Origin of the sequence: Acinetobacter sp. TWP2-2-3 (assembly GCF_049896445.1) — a bacterium.
Classification (GTDB): Bacteria; Pseudomonadota; Gammaproteobacteria; order Pseudomonadales; family Moraxellaceae; genus Acinetobacter.
In genome coordinates this window covers 174,226-198,139 of sequence record NZ_JAFCUI010000005.1, presented here as the reverse complement: position 1 = coordinate 198,139, position 23,914 = coordinate 174,226, and the positions used below count along the sequence as shown (strand labels likewise).

The 23,914-nt window shown below is 42.4% G+C and carries 18 protein-coding genes, 1 tRNA gene and 1 pseudogene; 8 read left to right on the top strand and 12 right to left on the bottom strand.

Translation table 11 applies throughout. The features are described from left to right. Window positions 1-18: 18 nt before the first annotated feature. The 5 genes from ACP7AK_RS09350 to sdhC form a co-directional block, all read right to left on the bottom strand. Window positions 19-2,841, bottom strand: coding sequence for a 2-oxoglutarate dehydrogenase E1 component (locus tag ACP7AK_RS09350; RefSeq protein ID WP_425879719.1), 2,823 nt, complete (start codon window positions 2,839-2,841; stop codon window positions 19-21). 822 nt (window positions 2,842-3,663) lie between these two features. Continuing rightward, complete coding sequence (locus ACP7AK_RS09345) at window positions 3,664-4,374, bottom strand: succinate dehydrogenase iron-sulfur subunit (RefSeq protein WP_004279433.1); 711 nt, start codon at window positions 4,372-4,374, stop codon at window positions 3,664-3,666. 14 nt (window positions 4,375-4,388) lie between these two features. After that, the gene (locus ACP7AK_RS09340) at window positions 4,389-6,287 is read right to left on the bottom strand and encodes an FAD-binding protein (RefSeq protein WP_004646289.1); all 1,899 of its coding nucleotides are present in this window, start codon (window positions 6,285-6,287) and stop codon (window positions 4,389-4,391) included. 12 nt (window positions 6,288-6,299) lie between these two features. After that, the gene (gene sdhD, locus ACP7AK_RS09335; RefSeq protein WP_004279431.1) at window positions 6,300-6,665 is read right to left on the bottom strand and encodes a succinate dehydrogenase, hydrophobic membrane anchor protein; all 366 of its coding nucleotides are present in this window, start codon (window positions 6,663-6,665) and stop codon (window positions 6,300-6,302) included. Further along, the gene (gene sdhC, locus ACP7AK_RS09330; protein WP_085064488.1) at window positions 6,665-7,063 is read right to left on the bottom strand and encodes a succinate dehydrogenase, cytochrome b556 subunit; all 399 of its coding nucleotides are present in this window, start codon (window positions 7,061-7,063) and stop codon (window positions 6,665-6,667) included. Before sdhC ends, sdhD begins: the two co-directional genes overlap by 1 nt. A 1,006-nt stretch (window positions 7,064-8,069) precedes the next feature. On the opposite strand from sdhC, the gene gltA reads away from it, so the two are divergent. The 3 genes from gltA to ACP7AK_RS09315 all read left to right on the top strand — a co-directional run bounded on the left by gltA (window position 8,070) and on the right by ACP7AK_RS09315 (window position 12,005). Then, the gene (gltA, locus tag ACP7AK_RS09325) at window positions 8,070-9,344 is read left to right on the top strand and encodes a citrate synthase (protein ID WP_004279429.1); all 1,275 of its coding nucleotides are present in this window, start codon (window positions 8,070-8,072) and stop codon (window positions 9,342-9,344) included. A 158-nt stretch (window positions 9,345-9,502) separates the two neighbouring features. Next, complete coding sequence (locus ACP7AK_RS09320; protein ID WP_004279428.1) at window positions 9,503-10,006, top strand: hypothetical protein; 504 nt, start codon at window positions 9,503-9,505, stop codon at window positions 10,004-10,006. A gap of 373 nt (window positions 10,007-10,379) precedes the next feature. Next, the gene (locus tag ACP7AK_RS09315; RefSeq protein WP_004730268.1) at window positions 10,380-12,005 is read left to right on the top strand and encodes an NAD+ synthase; all 1,626 of its coding nucleotides are present in this window, start codon (window positions 10,380-10,382) and stop codon (window positions 12,003-12,005) included. Window positions 12,006-12,221: 216 nt separating this feature from the next. Here ACP7AK_RS09315 and ACP7AK_RS09310 read toward each other — a convergent pair. Next, window positions 12,222-12,298: transfer RNA gene (locus ACP7AK_RS09310), tRNA-Met, on the bottom strand. Window positions 12,299-12,473: 175 nt separating this feature from the next. Here ACP7AK_RS09310 and ACP7AK_RS09305 point away from each other — a divergent pair. Then, complete coding sequence (locus ACP7AK_RS09305; protein WP_425879714.1) at window positions 12,474-12,878, top strand: hypothetical protein; 405 nt, start codon at window positions 12,474-12,476, stop codon at window positions 12,876-12,878. Between the two features lie 240 nt (window positions 12,879-13,118). Beyond that, window positions 13,119-13,559: a universal stress protein gene (locus ACP7AK_RS09300; RefSeq protein WP_004279425.1), complete on the top strand. Its 441-nt coding sequence runs from the start codon at window positions 13,119-13,121 to the stop codon at window positions 13,557-13,559. 42 nt (window positions 13,560-13,601) lie between these two features. Here ACP7AK_RS09300 and ACP7AK_RS09295 read toward each other — a convergent pair whose 3' ends face one another. Both ACP7AK_RS09295 and ACP7AK_RS09290 read right to left on the bottom strand, forming a co-directional pair. Further along, window positions 13,602-13,943 carry an MGMT family protein gene (locus tag ACP7AK_RS09295; protein ID WP_425879711.1) on the bottom strand — a complete coding sequence of 114 codons (342 nt, stop codon included), beginning with the start codon at window positions 13,941-13,943 and terminating at the stop codon, window positions 13,602-13,604. Window positions 13,944-14,102: 159 nt separating this feature from the next. Next, the gene (locus tag ACP7AK_RS09290) at window positions 14,103-15,602 is read right to left on the bottom strand and encodes a cation:proton antiporter (protein WP_425879709.1); all 1,500 of its coding nucleotides are present in this window, start codon (window positions 15,600-15,602) and stop codon (window positions 14,103-14,105) included. Window positions 15,603-15,818: 216 nt separating this feature from the next. Here ACP7AK_RS09290 and ACP7AK_RS09285 point away from each other — a divergent pair, with 216 nt between their 5' ends. Next, entirely contained in the window at window positions 15,819-16,373 is a 555-nt protein-coding gene (locus ACP7AK_RS09285) for a hypothetical protein (protein WP_005246964.1), read from the top strand. Between the two features lie 38 nt (window positions 16,374-16,411). Here ACP7AK_RS09285 and ypfJ read toward each other — a convergent pair whose 3' ends face one another. Both ypfJ and ACP7AK_RS09275 read right to left on the bottom strand, forming a co-directional pair. Continuing rightward, window positions 16,412-17,317, bottom strand: coding sequence for a KPN_02809 family neutral zinc metallopeptidase (ypfJ, locus tag ACP7AK_RS09280; protein ID WP_004279421.1), 906 nt, complete (start codon window positions 17,315-17,317; stop codon window positions 16,412-16,414). Window positions 17,318-17,365: 48 nt separating this feature from the next. Continuing rightward, window positions 17,366-18,292 carry a DUF808 domain-containing protein gene (locus tag ACP7AK_RS09275; protein ID WP_004646278.1) on the bottom strand — a complete coding sequence of 309 codons (927 nt, stop codon included), beginning with the start codon at window positions 18,290-18,292 and terminating at the stop codon, window positions 17,366-17,368. Window positions 18,293-18,481: 189 nt separating this feature from the next. Between ACP7AK_RS09275 and trpS the strand changes: the two genes are divergently transcribed. Continuing rightward, window positions 18,482-19,495 carry a tryptophan--tRNA ligase gene (gene trpS / locus ACP7AK_RS09270; protein WP_004279419.1) on the top strand — a complete coding sequence of 338 codons (1,014 nt, stop codon included), beginning with the start codon at window positions 18,482-18,484 and terminating at the stop codon, window positions 19,493-19,495. A gap of 339 nt (window positions 19,496-19,834) precedes the next feature. Here trpS and ACP7AK_RS09265 read toward each other — a convergent pair. Next, window positions 19,835-21,256, bottom strand: a pseudogene (locus ACP7AK_RS09265) (capsule assembly Wzi family protein). A gap of 180 nt (window positions 21,257-21,436) precedes the next feature. Continuing rightward, window positions 21,437-22,966, bottom strand: a complete 1,530-nt coding sequence (gene lysS, locus ACP7AK_RS09260; RefSeq protein ID WP_425879706.1) for a lysine--tRNA ligase — start codon at window positions 22,964-22,966, stop codon at window positions 21,437-21,439. 388 nt (window positions 22,967-23,354) lie between these two features. Between lysS and ACP7AK_RS09255 the strand changes: the two genes are divergently transcribed. After that, the gene (locus ACP7AK_RS09255; RefSeq protein WP_004279417.1) at window positions 23,355-23,849 is read left to right on the top strand and encodes a YqiA/YcfP family alpha/beta fold hydrolase; all 495 of its coding nucleotides are present in this window, start codon (window positions 23,355-23,357) and stop codon (window positions 23,847-23,849) included. The last annotated feature ends 65 nt before the right edge of the window (window positions 23,850-23,914 follow it).

Sequence of the window (23,914 nt, the reverse complement as noted above, 5' to 3'; positions counted from 1 at the left end):
TACTTAGAATCTCCTGGATTATTCAGCGTCGATCGCAAGCGCGTCGTTGATGAGCTGAGCTTGTTGTTTTGCATGCAAATATGGTGAACCACATGCCGGTGCAGCAGAAGCTTCACGGCCTGCATAGCTAATACGTACTTGTTTACCCGCTTTCATCACGTCGTCATATAGACGCGGTGCGATGAACAACCAAGCGCCTTGGTTCTTCGGTTCTTCTTGCGCCCAAACAAGTTCTTTAACGTTTGGATATTGCGCAAGCACTTCTGCCAGGCGTTTTTCTGGGTATGGATATAATTGTTCAATACGTACAATTGCAGTGTTGTTCAATTCTTTTTCACGACGTTTTTCAACTAGGTCGTAATACACCTTACCACCACACAGAACCAGACGGGTTACATCTGACTTGTTGATGTTGTCTACTTCATCAATCACGGTTTGGAATGTACCGTTTGCAAGCTCTTCAAGGCTAGATACAGCAAGCTTGTGACGAAGTAAAGATTTCGGCGAAGTAACAATCAATGGCTTACGGATTGGACGAATCGCTTGACGACGTAATGCGTGGAAAATCTGCGCAGGCGTGGTCGGTGTGATGACTTGCATGTTGTCTTCAGCACATAGCTGCAAGAAACGTTCCAAACGTGCAGATGAATGCTCTGGACCTTGACCTTCAAAACCGTGTGGAAGAAGCATGGTTAAGCCACATACACGCTCCCATTTGGTTTCACCAGATGAGATGAACTGGTCAATTACAACCTGTGCACAGTTTGCAAAGTCACCGAATTGCGCTTCCCAGATGATCAAACTCTTAGGAAGAGTCGTCGCATAACCATATTCAAATGCCAATACAGCCATTTCTGACAACAAAGAGTCATAGATTGCAGTACGCGGCTGGTTTTCTTTCAGGTTACACAGTGGAAGATAAGTTGAACCATCTACCTGATTATGCAGTTTTGCATGACGGTGTGAGAAAGTACCACGACCTACATCTTCACCTGTTAAACGAAGCAAGTAACCATCATCTAGTACAGTTGCATACGCTAGAGTTTCAGCAGCACCCCAGTTCAGTGGCATTTCGCCCGTTTGCATTTTCAGACGATCATCGATCACTTTAGCAACTTGACGCTGCATCACGAAGCCTTCAGGAAGCTCACGCATTTTCTTGCCAAGCTCTTTCAGACGTTCGATTGGGAAAGTTGTATCCCACTCGTCTGTGTACTCATGACCTAAGTAAGGCGTCCAGTCCACAAACATTTTTTTGTTTGGTTCAAGTACCAGTGCATTGGCAACGTGATTACCCGCTTCCAGGTCTGCACGGTAATTTTCAACCATTTGATCTGCACTTGCGCGATCAAGAACACCCTGTTGTACCAGCTGATCAGCATAAAGCGTACGCGTAGTCGCTTTCTTGTTAATCACTTGATACATCATTGGTTGAGTTGCAGCTGGCTCATCCGCTTCGTTATGACCACGACGACGGTAGCAGAACATGTCAATCACAACATCTTTACGGAACGTATGACGGAAGTCATGTGCCAGTTGTGAAATGAACACCACAGCTTCAGGATCATCACCATTGACATGGAAGATCGGTGCCTGAATCATTTTTGCGATGTCAGTACAGTATTCTGTAGAACGCGCGTCACGTGGATCAGACGTCGTGAAACCAACCTGGTTGTTAATCACAATGTGCACTGTACCACCCACGGTATAACCGCGAGTTTGTGACATCTGGAAAGTTTCCTGGTTGACGCCCTGACCTGCAAATGCAGCATCACCATGTACGATTAGTGGCAATACGTCATCGCCGCCAATGTCTTTACGACGTACTTGACGTGCACGTACTGAACCTTCAACCACAGGGCCAACGATTTCAAGGTGTGACGGGTTAAACGCCAATGCCAAGTGAACTTCGCCACCTGGAGTCATCACGTTTGAAGAGAAGCCTTGGTGATACTTAACGTCACCAGAACCTTTCTTGTGAATAGATTTACCTTCGAACTCACCAAACAGGTCAGCCGGGTTCTTACCCATGATGTTAACAAGAAGGTTTAAACGGCCGCGGTGAGGCATACCGATCACAACTTCTTTACAGCCTACAGAACCTGCACGCTGAATAATTTCGTTGACCATCGGGATGAATGCTTCACCACCTTCAACGCCGAAACGTTTGGCACCAACGAATTTATTACCAAGATATTTTTCTAGGCCTTCAGCCGCAGTTAAACGCTCAAGGACATGTTTCTTTTGATCAGCATTGAAGCCATATTGACCGCGTGCACTTTCTAGACGTTGTTGAATCCAACGTTTTTCTTTGGTGTCCACGATGTGCATGTATTCAGCACCGATTGAACCACAGTAAGTGGCTTCCATTGACTGAACCATTTCAACCAAAGTCGCTTCTTCTTTACCGATCGCCAGGTTACCAGTATTGAATACTGTGTCTAAGTCAGACTGAGTCAAACCATGCGCAGCAAGATCTAGATCAGGCACAACTTCACGCTTCGCCAAACCTAATGGATCCAGTTTTGCTTTCTGGTGGCCACGGTTACGGTACGCAGCAATCAGCTGTAGCACGCCAATTTGACGACGTTCATGCTCTGAGCTGACTGTCGACTGAACAATAGGCTGAATACGGCTTGAATTGCGACCTAAAAGTAGGAATTGCTCACGTACATTACTGTGTGGTTGATCACCTTTTGGGAATTTATCGAAGTACGCTCTCCAGTCAGCACCCACTGAGTCTGGAGCAGTCAGATACTGCTCATAAAGTTCTTCAATATACGCTGCACTATCAGCGGAAAGTTCAGTGTCAAGACGCAGAGCGTCAGCAACTTCTTGCATTTGTGGACCCATTTCCTATTGCAAAAACATTTTCAGGATGCTTTTTAAGCAAAACCCAGGATTATTAGCATCAAATTGGTAATATGATACTAGTCCCCCATAAGGCATAAGCCATGAGGCGTTATCACCACACCAAGAAAATCTTGATATGTTTAATGAACAATAACGCCCCTCAGCGGCATCATCACTCATTGAATACCCGATCGAAACCGGGCAATTTTTTGCAAATCGACTTAGAAAAAAGCAAGAATTAACAAAGATTTTTTCTAAAGCGACTCGGGTCTACCTTTTATATACCAGTCCCTGATTATGCAGTGTTTAAAAAATGTACCTGGCGTGGCATTTTTTAAACATAGTCATGGGCTAAATGCTAACATGTTCTCAACTTTTCAATTGATTTTTTTGACACATACCTTCCATAAATTGGCTAAATACAGTTCAGATATTTTACTCTAATATATGGTGCTTTATCTCAAAAATAGATTCAATGTAGACTTAAGTCCTAAGCATTTCCGATAAATAAAAAGAGAGCAAACCTTTCAATCCACTCCCTCCTTAAATTTCCGTTATATAATAACATCGTTCTTGCTATTTTTCAGGTCAGTTTTACATCTAAAAATCATAAATACCCAAAATAATCACATGTTCTTCTTATATGGCGCTCAAAGCCATTACCCTTTTCCTGACTGTTTCACTCAACTTTATACATTTTAAGTATAGTATCTTTGTTTTTATCTTATGATTTTTTAATTTTTCCAATAATTTGCATAAAAAAAGCACACCTGAAGGTGTGCTTTTTTCTAAACTGCGAAGAGCAGCCTATTAGCCTGCCATATCTAAAAGCATATTACGGATGTGACCGATTGCTTTAGTTGGGTTCAAGCCTTTAGGACATACAGATACACAGTTCATGATGCCTTTACAACGGAACAATGAGAACGGGTCGTCTAGACGAGCCAAACGCTCTTGTGTTCCCGTATCACGCGAGTCAATGATGAAGCGGTAAGCGTTCAACAATGCTGAAGGACCCAAGAACTTGTCCGGGTTCCACCAGAATGACGGGCATGAAGTTGAACAGCATGCACATAGAATACATTCATACAGACCATCAAGATGCTCACGCTCTTCAGGAGACTGTAAACGTTCCTTAGGAGGCGCAGGTTGGTTGTTGATCAAGAATGGATGGATCTTGTTGTACTGATCATAGAACTGGTTCATGTCAACCACCAAGTCTTTCACTACAGGAAGACCAGGCAATGGACGAACAGTAATTTCATTTGGTAAATCGTTCAGGTTCCAAAGACACGCCAAACCGTTTTTACCATTGATATTCACGCCATCAGAACCACAAATACCTTCACGGCACGAACGACGGAACGTTAAAGTCTCGTCCTGTACTTTCAACGCAAGAAGTGCGTCAAGCAACATACGGTGCTTGTCAGTCAGCTCAAGTTTGAAAGTTTGCATGTACGGTGCTTTATCCTTGTCAGGATCGTAGCGGTAGATATGAAATGTACGAGTACCTCTACTCATCTGAATTCTCCTGATTAGAATGTACGTGGTTTAGGTGGAATCGCGTCAACCGACAATGGACGGTAACGAACTGGCTTGTACTCTAGACGGTTGTCCGCAGAGAACCATAAAGTGTGCTTCATCCACTCATCATCACGACGACCATATGGGTATTCAGCATGGTCTGGAGACTCTTCAAAGTCTACAACCGTATGTGCACCACGGCATTCTTTACGAGCAGCAGCTGAAATAAGCGTTGCTTTCGCAACTTCATACAAGTTTTCAACTTCAAGTGCTTCAATACGTGCAGTGTTGAATACTTTAGATTTGTCTTTCAAGTGAATGTTGCGTACGCGCGGTTCAATTGCAAGAATCTGTTTCACACCTTCGTCTAGAAGCGCAGATGTACGGAATACACCAGCGTGGTCTTGAACGATGTCACGGATTGCATCAGCAACGTCTTGAGCATTCTCACCTGTAGTCGATTCGTCAAGTTTACGAATACGTTCAACAGTTTCTTGAAGCACAGTTGTTGGAAGTGGCTCATATTCGCCATCGTGCTGTTTAGTCACATATTCAATGATATGTTGACCAGCAGCCTTACCAAATACAACCAAGTCAAGCAATGAGTTCGTACCTAGACGGTTCGCACCGTGTACAGATACACATGAACATTCACCGATTGCATAGAAGCCTTTTACTGGCTTAGCAAAGTCACGACCTTCGGCATTTGTAGAGTAAACGTCGGTGTCTTTATTGTAGTTAGCAACAAGCGCTTCAGTTTCACGAGACTCAGGAACAACCACTTGACCATGAATATTCGTTGGAATACCACCCATTTGGTAATGAATTGTTGGTACTACAGGAATTGGCTCTTTAGTGATGTCAACGTTCGCGAATTTCTTACCAATCTCGAATACAGATGGAAGACGTTTCATGATCGTGTCAGCACCCAAGTGCGTCATATCAAGCAGGATGTAATCGCCTTTAGGACCACAACCACGACCTTCTTTGATCTCTTGGTCCATAGAACGTGATACGAAGTCACGTGGCGCCAAGTCTTTCAAAGTTGGTGCATAACGTTCCATGAACGGTTCGCCGTCTTTGTTACGAAGGATTGCACCTTCACCACGACAACCTTCAGTCAACAATACGCCTGCGCCCGCAACACCCGTTGGGTGGAATTGCCAGAATTCCATATCTTGTAATGGAATACCTGCACGAGCAGCCATACCAAGACCGTCACCAGTGTTGATATAAGCATTTGTAGATGCACGGTACACACGACCAGCACCACCAGTAGCGAACAAAGTCGCTTTTGCTTGGAATACTGCAATTTTACCAGTTTCCTGATCAATTGCTGTAACACCAAGAACGTCGCCTTTTTCGTTACGGATCAGGTCAAGCGCAATCCATTCAACGAAGAATTGAGTGCCCATTTTCACGTTGCTTTGATAAAGCGTGTGAAGAAGTGCGTGACCGGTACGATCGGCAGCAGCGCATGCACGTGGCACAGCTTTTTCACCGTAGTTTGCTGAGTGACCACCGAATGGACGCTGGTAAATTGTACCGTCAGCATTACGGTCAAATGGCATACCTAGATGTTCAAGTTCATAAACCACTTGAGGCGCTTCACGAGTCATGAACTCGATTGCGTCTTGGTCACCTAACCAGTCCGAACCTTTTACAGTGTCGTAGAAGTGGTAGTGCCAGTTATCTTCTTGCATGTTACCAAGAGATGCACCAATACCACCCTGCGCTGCAACAGTGTGCGAACGAGTTGGGAATACTTTAGTAAGAACCGCAACTTTCAAACCAGCTTGAGCAAGTTGGTAAGACGCACGCATACCTGAACCACCACCACCAACGATGACAGCATCGAAAGTTTCATGCGGAATATTTGTGTAATCTTCTTTAGGGTTTATAGCGCCCATGATTGTTTCCTATCAATTCGCCCAAAAAATCTGGATCGCCCAGATTGCATATGCAAGTACAGCAATGATCACTGCTGAAGTCAGTACAAGGCGTAAACCTGAAGCTGAAGGACCCATTTGACGAGTAGTCACATAATCCGTGAATACCTGCCACATGCCGATCCATGCGTGTGCAACAAGAGATAAGACCGCCAACAAAGACATGATCTTCATTGGAACTGTCATCATAAAGCCGTACCACTGTTCAAAGTTGAAACCACCATTCAGTAGAATCCAACCCAGTACAACAACGGTATAAACAGCTAGAACTACAGCACTGACACGTTGGAGAAACCAATCGCGAGAACCTGAACCTGTTAAACCAGTAGCGCTTTTCATTAGAGTACGATCCATACAAATGCTGCAACAATACCGATTGCAGACAAGATTAATGCGATAGTAGATGCAACACGGCCACTTTCTAGTTCTTCAGCAACGCCAATGTCAGCAAGTAAATGCTTAACACCCGCAATAAAGTGAAAAATCAAGCCGGCGACAAATACCCATACAATGAAACGAACAATGAAACCGTTAAAGATTTCTTGAACTTGCGCAAAACCTTCAGGCGAAGACAATGACTTGTCTAAAATCCATAGAAGGACCGGTACGAGTAAGAATACGATAACACCTGAAAGACGGTGTAGAATTGATGCAATAGCCACGGGTGATTTTAAGTTTACTTCTAAAACTTGACCCATGGACAAATTGACAGGTCTGTTGCTTTTCACAGCGGGCATCCTGTAAGTAAAAACTCCATCCGGAGTTTGTTGGAATTAATTCGAAGGAAAGCTGGCATTCTTAGGCAAATACATGCCTAAAATCAAAACGACACTGAATTATAAAACGTGAACTATTAAAATACAAACGGCTGAATTTGGCTTTTTGGATAAAAAACTATTAAATAAGAATCATTAACAACAATAAGTCGGGCTTAATATATTATTCCGCCCTTTCAATTCCTATCTATATGATTGTTTTTAAATAATTAAGATGATCAATTCACTCGGTTTTAAGCCTGCAGGACCATGTTTGAGTTTTAGACTAAAGACGCACAGTTCCATCACAAATATTATTTAAATCTCTTTTTAATTCAGATTTAAATCAAGCGCCTATATTTAACAGACCACTTGCCCCAATTCAGCAGCAGCGCAGTGATTCAGATAACCTGATGTTAAATAGCGACTTAGTGCATCAGATGATGGGTTTTTCAATCAATTTGAAGCATTTAGATTCAAAAAATCATTCATTTATTTTTATACTGCCTCCCTTTGCTGCAAAGTTGGCCATTTATTAAGCTACTTTTTAATCAATTGAACCGGATTCAAAATTCAATTAATTGCTTTTATTTATAATTCTACCTCTGAAATTCAACTTGGTAAAAACGATGTAAGTTATGAGATTTATATAGTTTTAAGCATGCTCACCTTAATCTTTCACCATTTTCACCCGCATTTCTTGCTAGGAAAAAACGCTTACAAATGCCCCAAGCAGTCTATTTTTTTCTGCACCTCTGCATCAATTTGACTTATTATAGAGGTTTGATGCTGTGATTTTACTGAACTTTTTATACTGAGCGAATATGACTAAACCGCTGTGCGGCCGTCATTTTTTCATCCATAAGTATAATTGACAAAATTTCAGTACTCACTAATCTTATAGCAAATTTTTGATCCGTCCGTTTTGTGCATTAAAAGATTGATAGACAAAGCGGATATACATTCACCAGGACAGGAGATCTATTGAATGTCTGAAGCAACTGGCAAGAAAGCCGTTTTACAGCTTGATGGCAAAGAAATTGAACTACCAATTTACAGCGGCACATTGGGCCCAGATGTAATCGACGTTAAAGATGTGTTGGCTGCAGGTCACTTTACTTTTGATCCTGGTTTTATGGCGACAGCTGCGTGCGAGTCTAAAATCACGTTCATCGATGGCAACAAAGGTGTACTTTTACACCGTGGCTACCCAATCGATCAATTGGCGACTAAAGCTGATTACTTGGAAACTTGCTATTTATTGTTAAATGGCGAACTTCCAACTGCTGAGCAAAAAGAAGAATTTGACGCTAAAGTACGTAACCATACAATGGTTCACGATCAAGTTAGCCGTTTCTACAATGGTTTCCGTCGTGATGCGCATCCTATGGCGATCATGGTCGGTGTGGTTGGTGCGTTGTCTGCGTTCTATCACAACAACCTTGACATCGAAGATGTGAACCACCGTGAAATCACTGCAATTCGTTTAATCGCGAAGATTCCTACGCTGGCGGCTTGGAGCTACAAGTACACCATCGGTCAACCATTCGTTTACCCACGTAACGACCTTGGTTATGCAGAAAACTTCCTGCACATGATGTTTGCTACTCCTGCAGACCGTGATTATAAAGTTGATCCAATTCTTGCAAAAGCAATGGACCGTATCTTCACGCTTCATGCTGACCACGAACAAAATGCGTCTACGTCTACAGTACGTTTAGCTGGTTCTACCGGTGCGAATCCGTATGCATGTATCGCTGCTGGTATCTCTGCACTTTGGGGCCCTGCTCACGGCGGCGCGAACGAAGCTGTTCTTAAGATGCTTGACGAAATCGGCACTGTAGAAAACGTTGCTGGCTTCATGGAAAAAGTAAAAACTAAAGAAGTTAAACTAATGGGCTTCGGTCACCGAGTTTACAAAAACTTCGATCCACGTGCGAAAGTAATGAAAGAAACTTGTGACGAAGTTCTTGGTGCACTTGGCATCAATGATCCACAGCTTGCATTGGCTATGGAACTTGAACGTATCGCGCTTTCTGACGAATACTTCATCAAGCGTAACCTTTACCCGAACGTAGACTTCTACTCAGGTATCATCCTTAAAGCGATTGGTATCCCGACTGAAATGTTTACTGTAATCTTCGCGCTTGCACGTACTGTTGGCTGGATCAGCCACTGGTTAGAAATGCACAGCGGTCCTTACAAGATCGGTCGTCCTCGTCAGCTTTACACTGGCGAAGTTCAACGCGATATCGTTCGTTAATTCGAACCGCGTCGAAAGACTTAAAAAAAGCCACCCTCCCGGGTGGTTTTTTTTAGTGCTGACAAAAGCCTACAAAAAATTGACCTGAAACGTTTTAAAATTAGCATATCAAAATCATATTCACGAACTAAGTCACCTAAAAACAGGATGCATATTGAATGCTGTTGTATTTTCTGCCCTTTATTTTAAGACTGGTTCGTTTTGAACAGTTTAAGTGCCGCAGTCTAACGCCTGGTGAAATCAAAATTTCCCAACAGGTATTTGGCAACCTGATCGATTATTCTCGCGTTAAAATCATGAATCACCCCTACCTGCCCTGGCAATCCAAACATGTCATTATGGCCCCCAGTGGCTACATCCATGTACGCAATTTAAATTATCGGGAAGATTATTCGCGCGAGAGTTTATCTTATCAGGCACTATTTATTCATGAGATGGCGCATATTTATCAACACCAATGTCAGATCAATGTGCTTTTAAAAGGGGCATTTTTACAAAGTGCTTATTTTCTCAGCTTGGGAAAATATAATCCGTACAAATATCAATTTAATCCCAACAAATCATTTTCAACCTACAATATTGAACAACAAGGCGATATTGCCCGGGATATTTTTCTAAAAAAAATTCCGAATATTATTTTAAATCCAAAAATAAACAGATGATATTTAATCAGTTTAATTCCAAACAATATAGCTAAGGCATATTTTAAAAGCCAAAATTTAGATTTCAGTCTTTAAATCTACATAAGCCTAGATGCATAAAAAATCAGCATATTTTCTAATTTTATATAATAACTTTTTTCACTCAATGCCTGTTCTGCTAAATCAACTCTAGCTTATCGATAAAATTTCGATAAAATAGGCAGGTATGATTATTTTGCATCGCAGATTAAGATTCAATGATCATGCGATAAAAAGTTTTTTTATTTAAGCCATTTGGCATTTTATGAATATCGAAGTGCACTCAACTGAATAATTAGAATTATAAAAATCAGTAATTTAGTGTATCAACCTATAGGAATAGGATTTACTTGGAATGAAAAGTTTTAAAATTGCGATTGCTCAATTCTCTCCACATGTGGGCAATCTGGATGCAAATACGCAAAAAATGATTGATCTGGCCAATCAGGCTAAAAAAGATAAAGCGGATCTGATTATCTTTCCTGAACTTTCAACGCTGGGCTACCCTGCAGAAGACTTATTAATTCGCCCGAGCCTGGTGAAACGCACCAAAGCGGCTTTTGAAAAACTGACTGAAGTAAAAGATATTGTCATGGTCTTTGGTTTTGTTAATCAAACTGAAGATGGTCAGCGTTATAACTCGGCTGCTGTCATGAAAGATGGCGAAGTACTGGGTGTTTATAACAAGCAAGTGTTGCCAAACTATGGCGTATTTGATGAAAAGCGTTATTTTGGCGAAGGTCATCAGCATCTGGTTTTTGAGTATCTTGGACATAAATTTGGCGTACTGATCTGTGAAGATGTCTGGTCTTTAGCCACTGTTCAGCAACTGGCAAAATTGAATATCGACACAGCTTTGGTACTAAATGCATCGCCATATGAAGTGGGTAAACCACAACATCGCATTGAAACCATGGCGGCCTTGGTCAAACAGCTAAATATCAATCTGGTGTACTGTAACCAGGTCGGTGGCCAAGATGATCTGATCTTTGACGGTACCAGTTTTGTGCTCAACAAATCTGGCGAGGTGGCTTTACAGGCACCAACTTTCCAGGAAAATCTGGCAATTGCAGAATTTAATGCTGAACAACTGCAATTCAGCAAAGGTGCAATTGCACCTGCTTTAGACACCATGGCTGAGATTTATCAAAGCCTGGTCATGGCTACACGTGATTATGTACAGCGTTCTGGCTTCCCAGGTGTGATTCTGGGACTGTCTGGCGGCATTGACTCTGCCCTGACCCTAGCGATTGCTGTAGATGCGCTTGGCGCAGACAAAGTTCAAGCTGTGATGATGCCTTATACCTATACCGCACAAATCAGTGTGGAAGATGCAGCGGCTCAAGCCAAAAATATGGGCGTGACTTTCGGTATTGCCGAAATCAATCCAGTGGTAAGCGGCTTTATGCAGGTGCTATTCCCGTTCTTTGGCAACGCTCCAGTCGATGCTACCGAGGAAAACCTGCAAGCACGTTCACGGGGCACCTTATTGATGGCCCTATCTAACAAATTCGGTAATCTGGTGCTGGCAACCGGTAATAAGTCTGAACTAGCTGTCGGTTATTGCACCCTGTATGGCGATATGGTCGGTGGTTATGCAGTTCTGAAAGATGTGTATAAAACCATTGTGTTTGAACTGGCGAAATATCGTAACAGCATTTCAGAAACTCCAGTGATTCCGGAACGTGTGATTACCCGTCCACCTTCAGCAGAACTGCGTCCAGATCAGGTCGATCAAGACTCTTTACCTGCCTATGACATTCTGGATGCGATCTTGTACTCTTATATTGAAGAAGATATGAGTCAAGACGATATCATTGCCAAAGGCTTTGATGCTGAAGTCGTGAAAAAAGTGATTCGTCTGGTTGATATCAATGAGTACAAGCGCCGCCAAGGTGCCATTGGACCACGTATCAGCTCACGCTCTTATGGCCGTGAGCGTCGTTATCCAATTGTGAATGGCTGGAAAGCAGGTAGCTAAATTCTGCTCTCAATGATGTAAATCAGAATCGCCCAAGGAATGCTTGGGCGATTTTTTTATGCGGCAGTAGAATGAAAAATAGCCCCAACATCAAGAAGGAAAAATAATGTTTTGTGGAAACTAAAAATTAGTGGATGCTTCAAATATTTTTGATGGTTTACAGTGCTTTTTAAAAGACAAAAAAAGAGACCAAGCTGAGAGCTTGGTCTTTTAAAATGGTGGCTATGACGAGACTTGAACTTGTGACCCCCGCATTATGAGTGCGGTGCTCTAACCAACTGAGCTACATAGCCGTAAACTGTGTGCGCATTATCGTAATTTCAGCTTCTATCGTCAAGCATTTTAAAACACAAATGTTCAGTCTTTATGCAAATATGGAATAAACTTTTAAATTTTAAACAAAAAAGCTTTTTTTAGTATGTAATTCACGCATTCATAGCAGTATTTAATTCTTCGAGAATTCATTACATGTATAAAATCAAAATATTTATTTTACTCATTGGCCTTTCAAGCCTGAGTGCCTGCCAGATCATCTCGCCTATTTTCGTAGATTATAATGGCGTCAGACGTGATGTGGCACAGTGGATTAATCAGCAGCAATTGATGAGCATGCAGCAGAAAAGGTCTTTAGCACAACTCAGCAGAGCACAGCAGAAAATCGAGCGCTATCCGGAATATGAGCAGACTCAACGACTGGCGGTAACCGGGGAAAATCAGATTGCATTACACTGTGCGCATTTACATTTAACAGAACATAAAATCCGGCAGCTACAGCAAAAAATTTATGCAGGTGAAATTCAAACAATTTTAAATCGCTATGAACAGCTGTCACCGCAAATAAAATTAGACCCGACATCTATTCGATGTGATTGACCGCCATTTTGACTAAGCTCATTAATTACATATAAATTATCAACTTAGGCTAAATAAATAACTCGGTTCAATAGCTCTAAACAGATGCTTGATTCTTTAATCTATTAGACATTATACCTATGTATTTACTTGGTTTTATTTTTATACAATACAGGCTATGATCAAAGTATAAACAACTATTCGTACCCGGTTTAACGCGTCATAATTTTATAACTCTAAATTCCCCTTAGGAGAATTCTAATGCCTTTTGAACATATTTTAGTACCTGTTGACGGTTCAGAAACATCGTATGCTGCAGTAGATAAAGCTGTAGAAATTGCCAAAGCATTTAACAGTAAAGTCACAGTGGTTCAAGTGTTGGCGCTGGACCCTTATATCGCTGCGGAATATATCTCTGCGGCACAAACCAATGACCTGATTGAACGTGCCCGCACTTCTATCCTGAAAACGCTGGATGAAGCCAAAGCAAAATTCTCCGGTGCCGGTGTTGAAGTGGATACACAGCTCCTTGAGGGTCAGGTAATTTATAGCGAGATTGTCAAAGCAGCTAAAGATTTAAATTCTGACCTGATCGTGATTGGTTCTCATGGCCGTACTGGCTTCAAAAAACTGTTCCTTGGCAGCGTAGCGCAAAGCATTCTCGGCCAAGCGGATATCCCAGTGATGGTGATTCGCAACTAAATTACCTTCAAAATCCCCACTTTTCACCAAGTGGGGATTTTTTTATACCTCGACCAGACCATCCCATTGATAGCGTTTTAAATCCACTCGATCACCTCTAAAACAAATTCCTTCCTGCATAAGTTTTTGCTGCTGGATATTCTGGCCATGTTCGTCCAGTTGCTTCAGACTGATTTTCGCTTGTGCATTGATCACCCGATACCAGGGAATATTAGTGTCCGAATCTAGATGACTTAATACTCGCCCGACCAATCGCGCATGTTTGGGTAAACCTGCCAGTCTGGCAATCTGTCCGTAAGTGGCGACTTTGGCATATGGAATCTGATTGACCACAGCCAAAATCATTTCTGTCATTTCCTGATTGGCTGAACTTGTCTGGGTCATTTTCATCTCATTAATAGCTCATTTAAATAAAAGATCACACCTCAACCTATCCACAAAAAGCTAGATGAAAATAATCAAGCCTGATGAAATACGCTAACCCAAGCGATCTCAGCTCACTAACAACAAATCCATAGCATATTGAGATTCTAAGTTTTAACTTTAGAAATTATCCGGATTTTCCAGTCGTTTTACTTCCTGAACCTTATCTGGATGATGCACCGTGGCGACGCCATCTGCATCTTTCTGATCAATCAGAATCTCTGGCTGAAAGATAGTAATAGCCTCATTTCCTTTGGCATCTTCTCCAACAATATAGCGAAAACCCTTACGATTCATTTTATGACACATGCGTTGATACCAGCCTTTAAAGCCCTGCGTCTCTTCATTGGGATTATAATAAAACGCATTCATCACCGCAGGCAGGCCCAAGCCACATACCACACCGGACAATAGCACTACAATAAAGGTATAGCCCACCAGAATACTGCTATAGGCTTCCAGCTGAGGAACATTGGCGACCGCCAGAATTAAGGCCAAAGAAATCCCGCCCCGTACTCCGCCCCAAGACAGGATGGTCAAACTGCCGTTATAGCTTTTCTTGCTGACTTTTGGGAACATGGCAAAGGCCAGATAGTTGGCTGCAAAACGGGCCAGATGTAGAATCACAAAAGCCACCATTCCGCCCAGAACCAGACTGGTACTCAAGTCCAGAATAAACAATTCTAGACCAATCAGGGTAAACAGGAATGAATTGATAATTCCCTCAACCGTATGCCAGAAATGATTAACGTCACCAATTTCAGCATCTGCCAGGATTTCTTTCCATTTATTGCCAACAATCAAACCACCAATCACACAGGCAATTGGCGCGGAAGCATGTGCCAGCAAAGCCACCAGATAGGAACCACAAGCCAGCAAGGCCGTGGTCAAAATCAGAGATTCCATTTCATGCTTACCGCGCAAAATCCGCAAGATCGCAAAACCGAATCCGAGACCAATCAGCACCGCCACGACAATTTCATAAAGCAAGGTTTGCAGCACTGCCAGTACCGTAAAGTTTTCACCTTGCAGAACATTGAGCAAGGTCATAAATAAGGCAATACACATTGCATCATTAAACAGTGATTCGCCTTCAAGCTTGACAATCAAATGATGCGGTGCGCGAACCGAACTCAATACGCCTTTGATGCCGATCGGATCTGTGGCGCCCAAGGCCGCCCCTAGCAAGAGCAAAACCAGCAGGTCAACATGTTTACCAATCAGGAACTGATAACCATACAACACCACACCAAAGAACACTGCACAGAACACCAAAGCCAGACCAGCCAAAATACTGATCGGCCGCCAGTGGTTACGCAAATCTGAGACCTTAAACTTCAGCGCAGATGAAGTCAGGATAAAACAGATCACACCATTGATCAGAAAATCATAGAAATCGACGTGACGAACAGCCTGCTCGATATTGTCAATATTGATGCTAAAGAATGGATTACCATGCAGTAAACTGGCGCCCCACTGCAAAATGAAAACAAAGATTGCAGAGACAATAGGGACACCGATCGCTTGCGGAAAGCCTAAAACGCGCTTATTAAACATGGTCGTGGCAATAGACAGAGCAAAGACCACCGTGAGTAGCTGAAGAAAAAAGAAATTTCCCATTCGGTTTCCTAAAATCGGGCGATATGGAGCACTATGCGCCGAGAGGCGTTGTTAAAATAGAGATTTAAATAGCAAGGTATTCTGGCAAAACAAGTTTAGTCCGCTTTTTTATCGAATTGAGTTAAGTTTCTTTTCAGTATTTTCGAATGATGATTTAACATACAGATCAGCACTCGGCTTTTGCTTTCCCATTATTCTATTTTGAATTTTTCTCCCATGCATCAAACTGTCAAAACCATTTTTCGTCTCTGTTTTGCCAGCGTGATTTTTCTGATCACGTTGTCCTTATGTTTTACCTGCTTTGCTAAAATTCAGGAAATTCTGCAAGCAGAACAGCATTATCAGCAAGCCACCAGCATTCCCTTAAAAAGTACAGCCGGCGAACAGTATGTATTGGTGTCCAATAACCAGCGACCAGACAATGCAATTTTTATTCTGATTGCAGGAAATGGTTATGTGGCCAAAATCAACTGTGAACATTACAGCGCTTTATGTAGCGATGAAGACAATCAATCGCATACCCGTCAAATCCAGACTGTTGACTTAATCAAAGCGGGAAATCTGTTCTATATTGAAAAAATCCAGTTCAGAGATAGCCGAACCGGCAAAGCAACTGCTTTAGAATATAACAAACAAGAAATTCAGCAGTTTTATCAAAATGACATTAGCAACCTCAAATATACAGTCTTTGCAATTGCACTGTTTGCTTTGGCTGCATTATTTGTCAGTATCAAGATATTAAGAAACTTCCGGCGTTTTCTGCATAAATAAAAAAAGGAGCATCTGCTCCTTTTTTTTATCGAAGTCATTTAAATATTTTGATTAAAGGTATCACAATTCGCAACTTGACCGGATTTCAAGCCGGTGTTAAACCATTGTACCCGCTGCGCGCTGCTGCCATGGGTAAAGCTGTCCGGCACCACCTGCCCGCGAGCACGTTTCTGTAAATAATCATCGCCAATTTTATGGGCGGCATCCATCGCTTCCTGCACATCACCCTGTTCCAGAAATTGGGTACGTTCATGATTATGGTAAGCCCAAACGCCGGCCAGACAGTCTGCCTGCAATTCCTGACGCACTGAAAGCTGATTACTTTGCACTTCGCTTGCTTGCTGACGTGCTTGCTGTACTTGAGAAGAAATACCTAAAATCGTCTGGATATGATGCCCCACTTCATGGGCCACGACATAGGCCAGCGCAAAATCCCCCGCCTGATCATTGCGGGAAAGTTCGGTGGCATTCTGTTCTCCGGTAATGCCCATTTGGGTACGCATATCTTTAAAGAATGCAGTATCGATATACACTTTCTGGTCTGTCGGGCAGTAGAAAGGCCCCATCGCCGCCTGAGCAGTACCACAACCAGAATTCACGATGCCGTTAAACAACACCAGTTTCGGTGGGACATACTGCTGATTTAACTGCTGCTGAAACACCTGATTCCAGGTATCTTCAGTATCTGCCAATACAGTTCCAACAAAATCAATCGACTCCTGCTGTTCTGGCGTGGGATTTTCCAGGCCACGTGTTTCTGCCGCACCCGATACCCCCTGAGTGACCTGCTTGGTGGTTTGATAAGCCTGTTGTGGATCGACACCGAAAAACTTCCAGGCCACAAAGGCCACAATCAATCCAACAATACTGATTCCGCCAGCTTTGGCACCACCACCACGACGGTCTTCTACATTGCTACTGACACGACGACCTTTCCAACGCATAGTCTTTTCCTTTTCTTAATCTGCTTAATATCCAGATATTTCCACACCTTAAGCTTTTGATGATTTAGGCCAGATTTTCTTAATCAGGCTGATGACCAGCATGACCAGCAGACCCGCTAAAATTCCTACTGCGAAATTAATCAAGGTCGGTGTTACGGCACCGACAATGTTGCCAATGCTGGGAATATCCTGCACATAAGCAACACTGTCTTCAGTAAAGTGATGAATAAAAGGAATTGCATGGTTAATAATTCCACCGCCCACCAGAAACATCGCAGCGGTCCCAACAATGGAGAGAATTTTCATTAAGATCGGGGCAAATGCCAACAAGCCACGTCCTATTTTTTGTTTAAAATCGGACTGCTGTTCAGTCAGATGCAGACCGATATCATCCAGTTTGACAATCAGCGCAACAAAACCATAAACACCAATGGTCATCACCACCGCGATCAGGCTTAAAACAGTCACTTTGGTCAGCATCGAGGCTGCGGCGACCGTTCCCAAAGTAATCACGATAATTTCAGCAGACAGGATAAAGTCAGTGCGAATAGCACCTTTGACTTTTTCATTTTCAAACTGGTGCAAATCCATTTCTGTATGAATCAATTGCTCACGCGCCTGTTCCGCGTCCTTGGCCTTCGGTGTATGCAAGGTATGAATAATTTTTTCCACGCCTTCATAACATAGGAACAAACCACCCAGCACCAACAAGGGATTAATCAGCCAGCCTGCAATAAAGCTGATTAATAATGCCAGCGGCACCAAAATCAGTTTATTAACAAAAGAACCTTTGGCAACTTTCCAGACCACCGGTAATTCACGATCAGCCCGCACACCTGTCACTTGCTGCGCATTTAAAGCCAGATCATCACCAAGGACGCCTGCTGTTTTTTTTGCTGCCATTTTGCTCATGACAGCGACATCATCCAGAACAGTAGCAATATCATCTAATAATAGTAATAAACTGCTCGCCATACTTATTATCCTTATCTTCTTTCCAGATAGTTTAATCAAAATTCTTAAAAATATTGTATTCACTTGTTTAATTTATAAGATTTTTTTACGACAGCTTTTTTTCTGGCTGACAATCAAAAACAGAATGCCGTACAATGTTGCCATTCGTTAAAATACAGCTGTAGTACTGACTACCCTTTGGAATAGATAATGAGTAATCAAGATAATCGTCCAGTGATCTTGACGGGCGACCGTCCTACCGGACAACTCCACCTCGGCCACTTTGTGGGTTCATTACGCTCTCGTGTAGGTCTGCAAGATTCTCACCATCAACACTTGTTACTCGCCGATGCTCAAGCCCTGACCGATAATGCGGACAATTTTGAAAAAGTACGTCGTAACATTATTGAAGTGGCGACGGATTATCTGGCTGTCGGTATTGATCCAACTAAAACCACAATTTGTGTGCAGTCATGCCTGCCAGCACTAAATGAACTGACCATGCTTTACCTCAATTTCGTGACGGTTTCACGTCTTGAGCGTAACCCAACGATCAAATCTGAAATCCAGATGCGTGGTTTTGAGCGTGATATTCCAGCCGGTTTCTTGTGCTACCCGGTGGCTCAAGCTGCTGACATTACGGCATTCAAGGCCACTGTAGTTCCTGTGGGTGAAGATCAGATTCCAATGATCGAACAGACCAACGAAATCGTGCGTCGTTTAAACCGTCAAATTGGTCATGACCTGTTACCAGAATGTAAGGCACTACTTTCCAATGTTGGTCGCCTACCTGGTTTTGATGGTAAAGCAAAAATGTCGAAATCTTTGGGCAATACCATTGTGCTAGATGCAACAGATAAAGATATTAAGAAAGCCGTCAATGCCATGTATACCGATCCGAATCACTTACGTATTGAAGATCCAGGTCAGGTCGAAGGCAACGTGGTATTCACCTATCTAGATGCCTTCGATCCAAATAAAGAAGAGCTGGAAGAACTTAAAGCCCATTATCGTCGTGGTGGTTTAGGCGATGGTACAGTGAAAAAACGTCTGGAAAGCATTTTAAAAGAATTGATCGGTCCAATTCGTGAGCGTCGTATTGAACTGGCTAAAGATCCGGATTACATCATGGATATTCTAAAAACTGGTACGGATAAATGTCGCGATATTACCCAGGCGACACTGGATGAAGTTAAATCTGGCCTCGGCGTATTCCATTTCTAAATATAAAATTGCTTTGAAAAGCTCTTCTGATGAAGGGCTTTTTTATTTAAACTATAATTGCGCAAAAATGATGCAAATATCCCCACATAATCTTCATAGTTTTAACCTTATTTAACATGTATTAACATGAATACTGATGAGTCATATGAGAATGCATCCTATTATGGTCATATTCAGTAAGGAATCAGATTTAACTCTCTCCACAGTTAATGAAGTAGTTTGAAAGACATTCCTTTTTCTACGCAATGACAACCCCAATCATTGCGTTTTTTTTGTTTATAGTTTTTCAAAATGCTAAAAAAATCCTGCGTTTAAGCAGGATTTAATCATGGCTAAGAATTAATAACTGAACAAGCCTTTTTCTAATGGTATTTCGATACCTAAAGAAACTCCGCTATCTCGACCATTTACCTTTGAATCACCGACCCATGCATTAATTTTAAGCGGCATTTCTGGACGGATATAATGTGACCAGGTCAAATCCAGTGCTTTAATCTCATCATTAAAAGCAAAAGCAGCATTATTAACGGCGGCTCGTTCCGATTGATTCACATCAGCAAAAAGTATACGACCCGATAAGCGGTTCATAAAATCAATACGAATGTCTTCACCCACGGAAATCATCTGCGCATCGCCACCTAAAGCATGTGCTAGAGGATAACCATGCTGATAAAAACCGTCTGTATAATTCGTATGGTTGTAGGAAATGCCTTGAACCTTGCCATTAGTCCGCGTATCTGCCCATTCTGCATAAACTTAGTATGGCATATTTCTCAAACTAGCAGAATAGTCGATTCTAGCCAAATACATTTTTTTTGCAGGTAAGCCCCCAGCCTCATCTTCTCCTACATATTGAGCATATAGACCCACCGGAATTTGGGTAAGAGAAAATAAATTTAACCGCGCATCGAAACCGGCAATCTGGTTAGATGGGTCTGGTTCACCTGTACCCCCATTATCTTTACTACCTACAAAAGCATCCCACAGCGAACTTAAACTTTCAGGTCGTCCTTCACCACCCCACTGAATCGCACGCGAGGCACCAAGCTCTAAATAAGGTAAAGGCTGTGCTGTAACACGCAAACCAATCAATTTGGCGTCTGGAACTGCGCTATAGTCATCGAGTTGACCGGCAAAAGCCTGATATTGCCACGGCCCAATCCAAGATAACCATTTATTTTCAAATGCTGTCTGTTCTGCACGTTGAACTGTAAAGCCATAGACTGGACGACTGGCATCACCACGCATCAAGCTGCCATCATGGCTTGGGCCCCAGTAAGTTGGAATCTGCCCAGCAATCAACCATTGATTCCAAAGTTTCCCCGCCAGATAAGAACCTTCGAGATTTACATCCTGATCATTATCAATTTGTGGATCTTTTTCAGCATTCACCCTGATTTTGGCATCCCAATTCGTACTGCCAGCATTAAACTCTAAAGCTGCCTGATATTGTGCTTTTTGCTGATCCCCGAAAGTCTGTGGAATATTTTTTTGATCGGTTTCTGCAAATACACCCAATTTTAGCAGTTGATTATCTGCCTTTAGTTTAGCCAGAACCGAATCGATTACACGCTGCTGTACAGTATTGCTGATCTGCGCATTTGTTAAGGCTCGTTGAATTTCATCCCCACTCAGCGGCCAGGTTGAGGTACTGATTTGAATAACCCCTTGCTGGTTTAACCAGTTCAGGTCAGTACGCAAATTTGCATCATTTAGAACCAGGCCCTGAGCAAAAGCAGGAAGAGCAAGCGTAGTCAGCAACACACTCAATAATGTTTTTTTTTAGCAACATGGGATGAATATTCTCAAGTTTATTTTCTGCTTCACCTTAATCGCTCCTATGTTAATTTTCAACGATTAAACTGTTGTTTTTTACTCAAGCTTTCAGATGTATCGATAAAAAATAACCCACACAATGGTGGGTTATTTTGAATTCAGCATTTAAGCATTTTTATGACGCATATGCGGGAACAAGATCACATCGCGGATACTTGCTGCATTGGCAAAGATCATCACCAGACGGTCAATACCAATACCCTCACCTGCTGTTGGAGGAAGACCGTATTCCAATGCTTCTACAAAGTCTGCATCGTAATGCATAGCTTCATCATCACCAGCATCTTTTTCAGCAACCTGTGCCTGGAATCGTTCAGCCTGATCGATTGGATCATTTAATTCCGAGAAGCCATTTGCCAACTCACGGCCACCGATGAAGAATTCAAAACGGTCGGTAATGTGTGGATTGTGATCATTACGGCGTGCCAATGGAGAAGTTTCCGCTGGATATTCAGTAATGAACGTCGGTTGACGCAATTTGGTTTCTACGGTTTCTTCAAATACCATAGTTTGCAGTTTGCCCAGACCAAAACCTGGCTTCACTTGCTCTTTCAATTCTTCCTGAAGGAATTTTGCCAGGAACTCACGGTCATTGACATTTTCAGGAGTAAATTGCGGGTTATTTTCCAGAATCGCATCGAACATTGAAATTTTCTTGAATGGCCCTTTGAAGCTATACACTTCATCGCCATAAGGCACGTCAGTCGTACCCAAGATATCAATCGCCAGACGCTCTAGCATTTGCTCGGTCAATTCCATCAAGTCTTTGTAATCTGCATACGCCTGGTAGAATTCAATCATGGTGAATTCAGGGTTATGACGGGTAGAAACACCTTCGTTACGGAAGTTACGGTTAATTTCAAACACACGTTCAAAACCACCGACTACCAAACGCTTTAAGTAGAGCTCTGGCGCAATACGCAAGAACAATGACATGTCCAGTGCATTGTGATGTGTTTCAAAAGGACGTGCTGATGCACCACCTGGAATCACATGCATCATTGGCGTTTCAACTTCCATATAGCGCTTTTCAGTCAGGAAGGCACGGATACCCGCCACAACTTTGGCACGAATTTCAAAAGTTTTACGTGTTTCTTCATTAACGATCAGGTCAAGATAACGTTTACGATACTTCACTTCAGTATCGTTCAGACCATGGAACTTGTTTGGAAGTGGACGCAATGATTTGGTCAGTAATTCAAAATGTTCGATATGTACATACAAATCGCCTTTACCCGAACGACCGATATAACCTTCGACTGCAATGATATCGCCAAGGTCCAGACCTTTAATGGTAGCCAGTACATCTTCAGCGAGTTCTTTACGCGCAACATAAAGCTGGATACGACCTGTCATGTCCTGGATCACGATAAATGAACCACGGTTCAACATTACACGACCGGCAACTTTGACGTAGACCTTTTCGCCTGCTTCAATTTCTTCTTTAGATTTATCAGCGAACTGGTCTTGTAAATCCTGGGCATAATGCTCACGCTTAAAGGTATTCGGCCATGGGCTCTTACCTGTTTCTTGTGCCTGAGCTTCGATTTGCTTTAACTTGGCATGACGCTGTGCAATTAAATCGTTTTCGGAAATGATTTGTTCAGAAGTCGATTGAGCGTTAGTTTGCGTCATCTCTGCCTCGAATAAGATTAGTTAAAAAATAGAAGTTGCATAGAATAGCAGAAATCCTTCTCAAATCGTAGCGCAAACACTCTCAGGAACCGGCTTTTCTTTGGAAAAATCCACTATCCTGCTATTTACACCATTCGGTTGAGCCCTTCTGTCACTCTTTTAAATTGCCTTTCTTCAACCTTTTGCAGCACCCCGCTGCTCTCAGTTGGGATTAAAGTTTAAATCAGACAGGGGTTATACAAAATCATTGCACTGCAAAATTGTGGCTTAGACCAATAGCTAACTGCCTTGTACACCCAGACGTTCTACAATGACGCTCAGATTGAAGATGATGTGCCAATCAACAAATAACCAATATGGCATGTCCCATAAAAATGAGTAATGAACTATGTCTAAGATTTTGTTTTTACATGGCTTAGATTCCTCCAGAGAATCCACCAAGTTCCATGCCATTGATGTGGTACATAAATACTGTATCGATGTCGATTATCGAAATCTGAGTTATAGTTCGGTCACCGAGTTTTATCATGAGATGATTGAAACCATCAAACCGGATATTCTGGTCGGCCACAGTCTTGGCGGTTATTGGGCACTGAAAATGTCACAAGCGTATCAAATTCCATGTGTAGTGGCCAATCCCATTTTGCAGCCTAACTTCCGCGATGATTATCCGCCGATTGGGCATCACGATTTACAGCATGATATTCCTCAGTTTGCCTATCTGGAGCTGGGCGATGAAATTCTGGATATGCATGCGGTTCAGACACAACTTGAAGACTATATGCAAATTCAGGCAGTTGATGGCGGCCATCATCGTCTGGAACATCCTGAGCAAATTAATACACTGATTCAGGAAATCGAAGATCATTTTATCAGGCAATAAAAAAGCCCCACATTTTTGGGGCTTTTTTTTAATTTATGACTTAAGCAACTGCCGCTTCAGGCTGA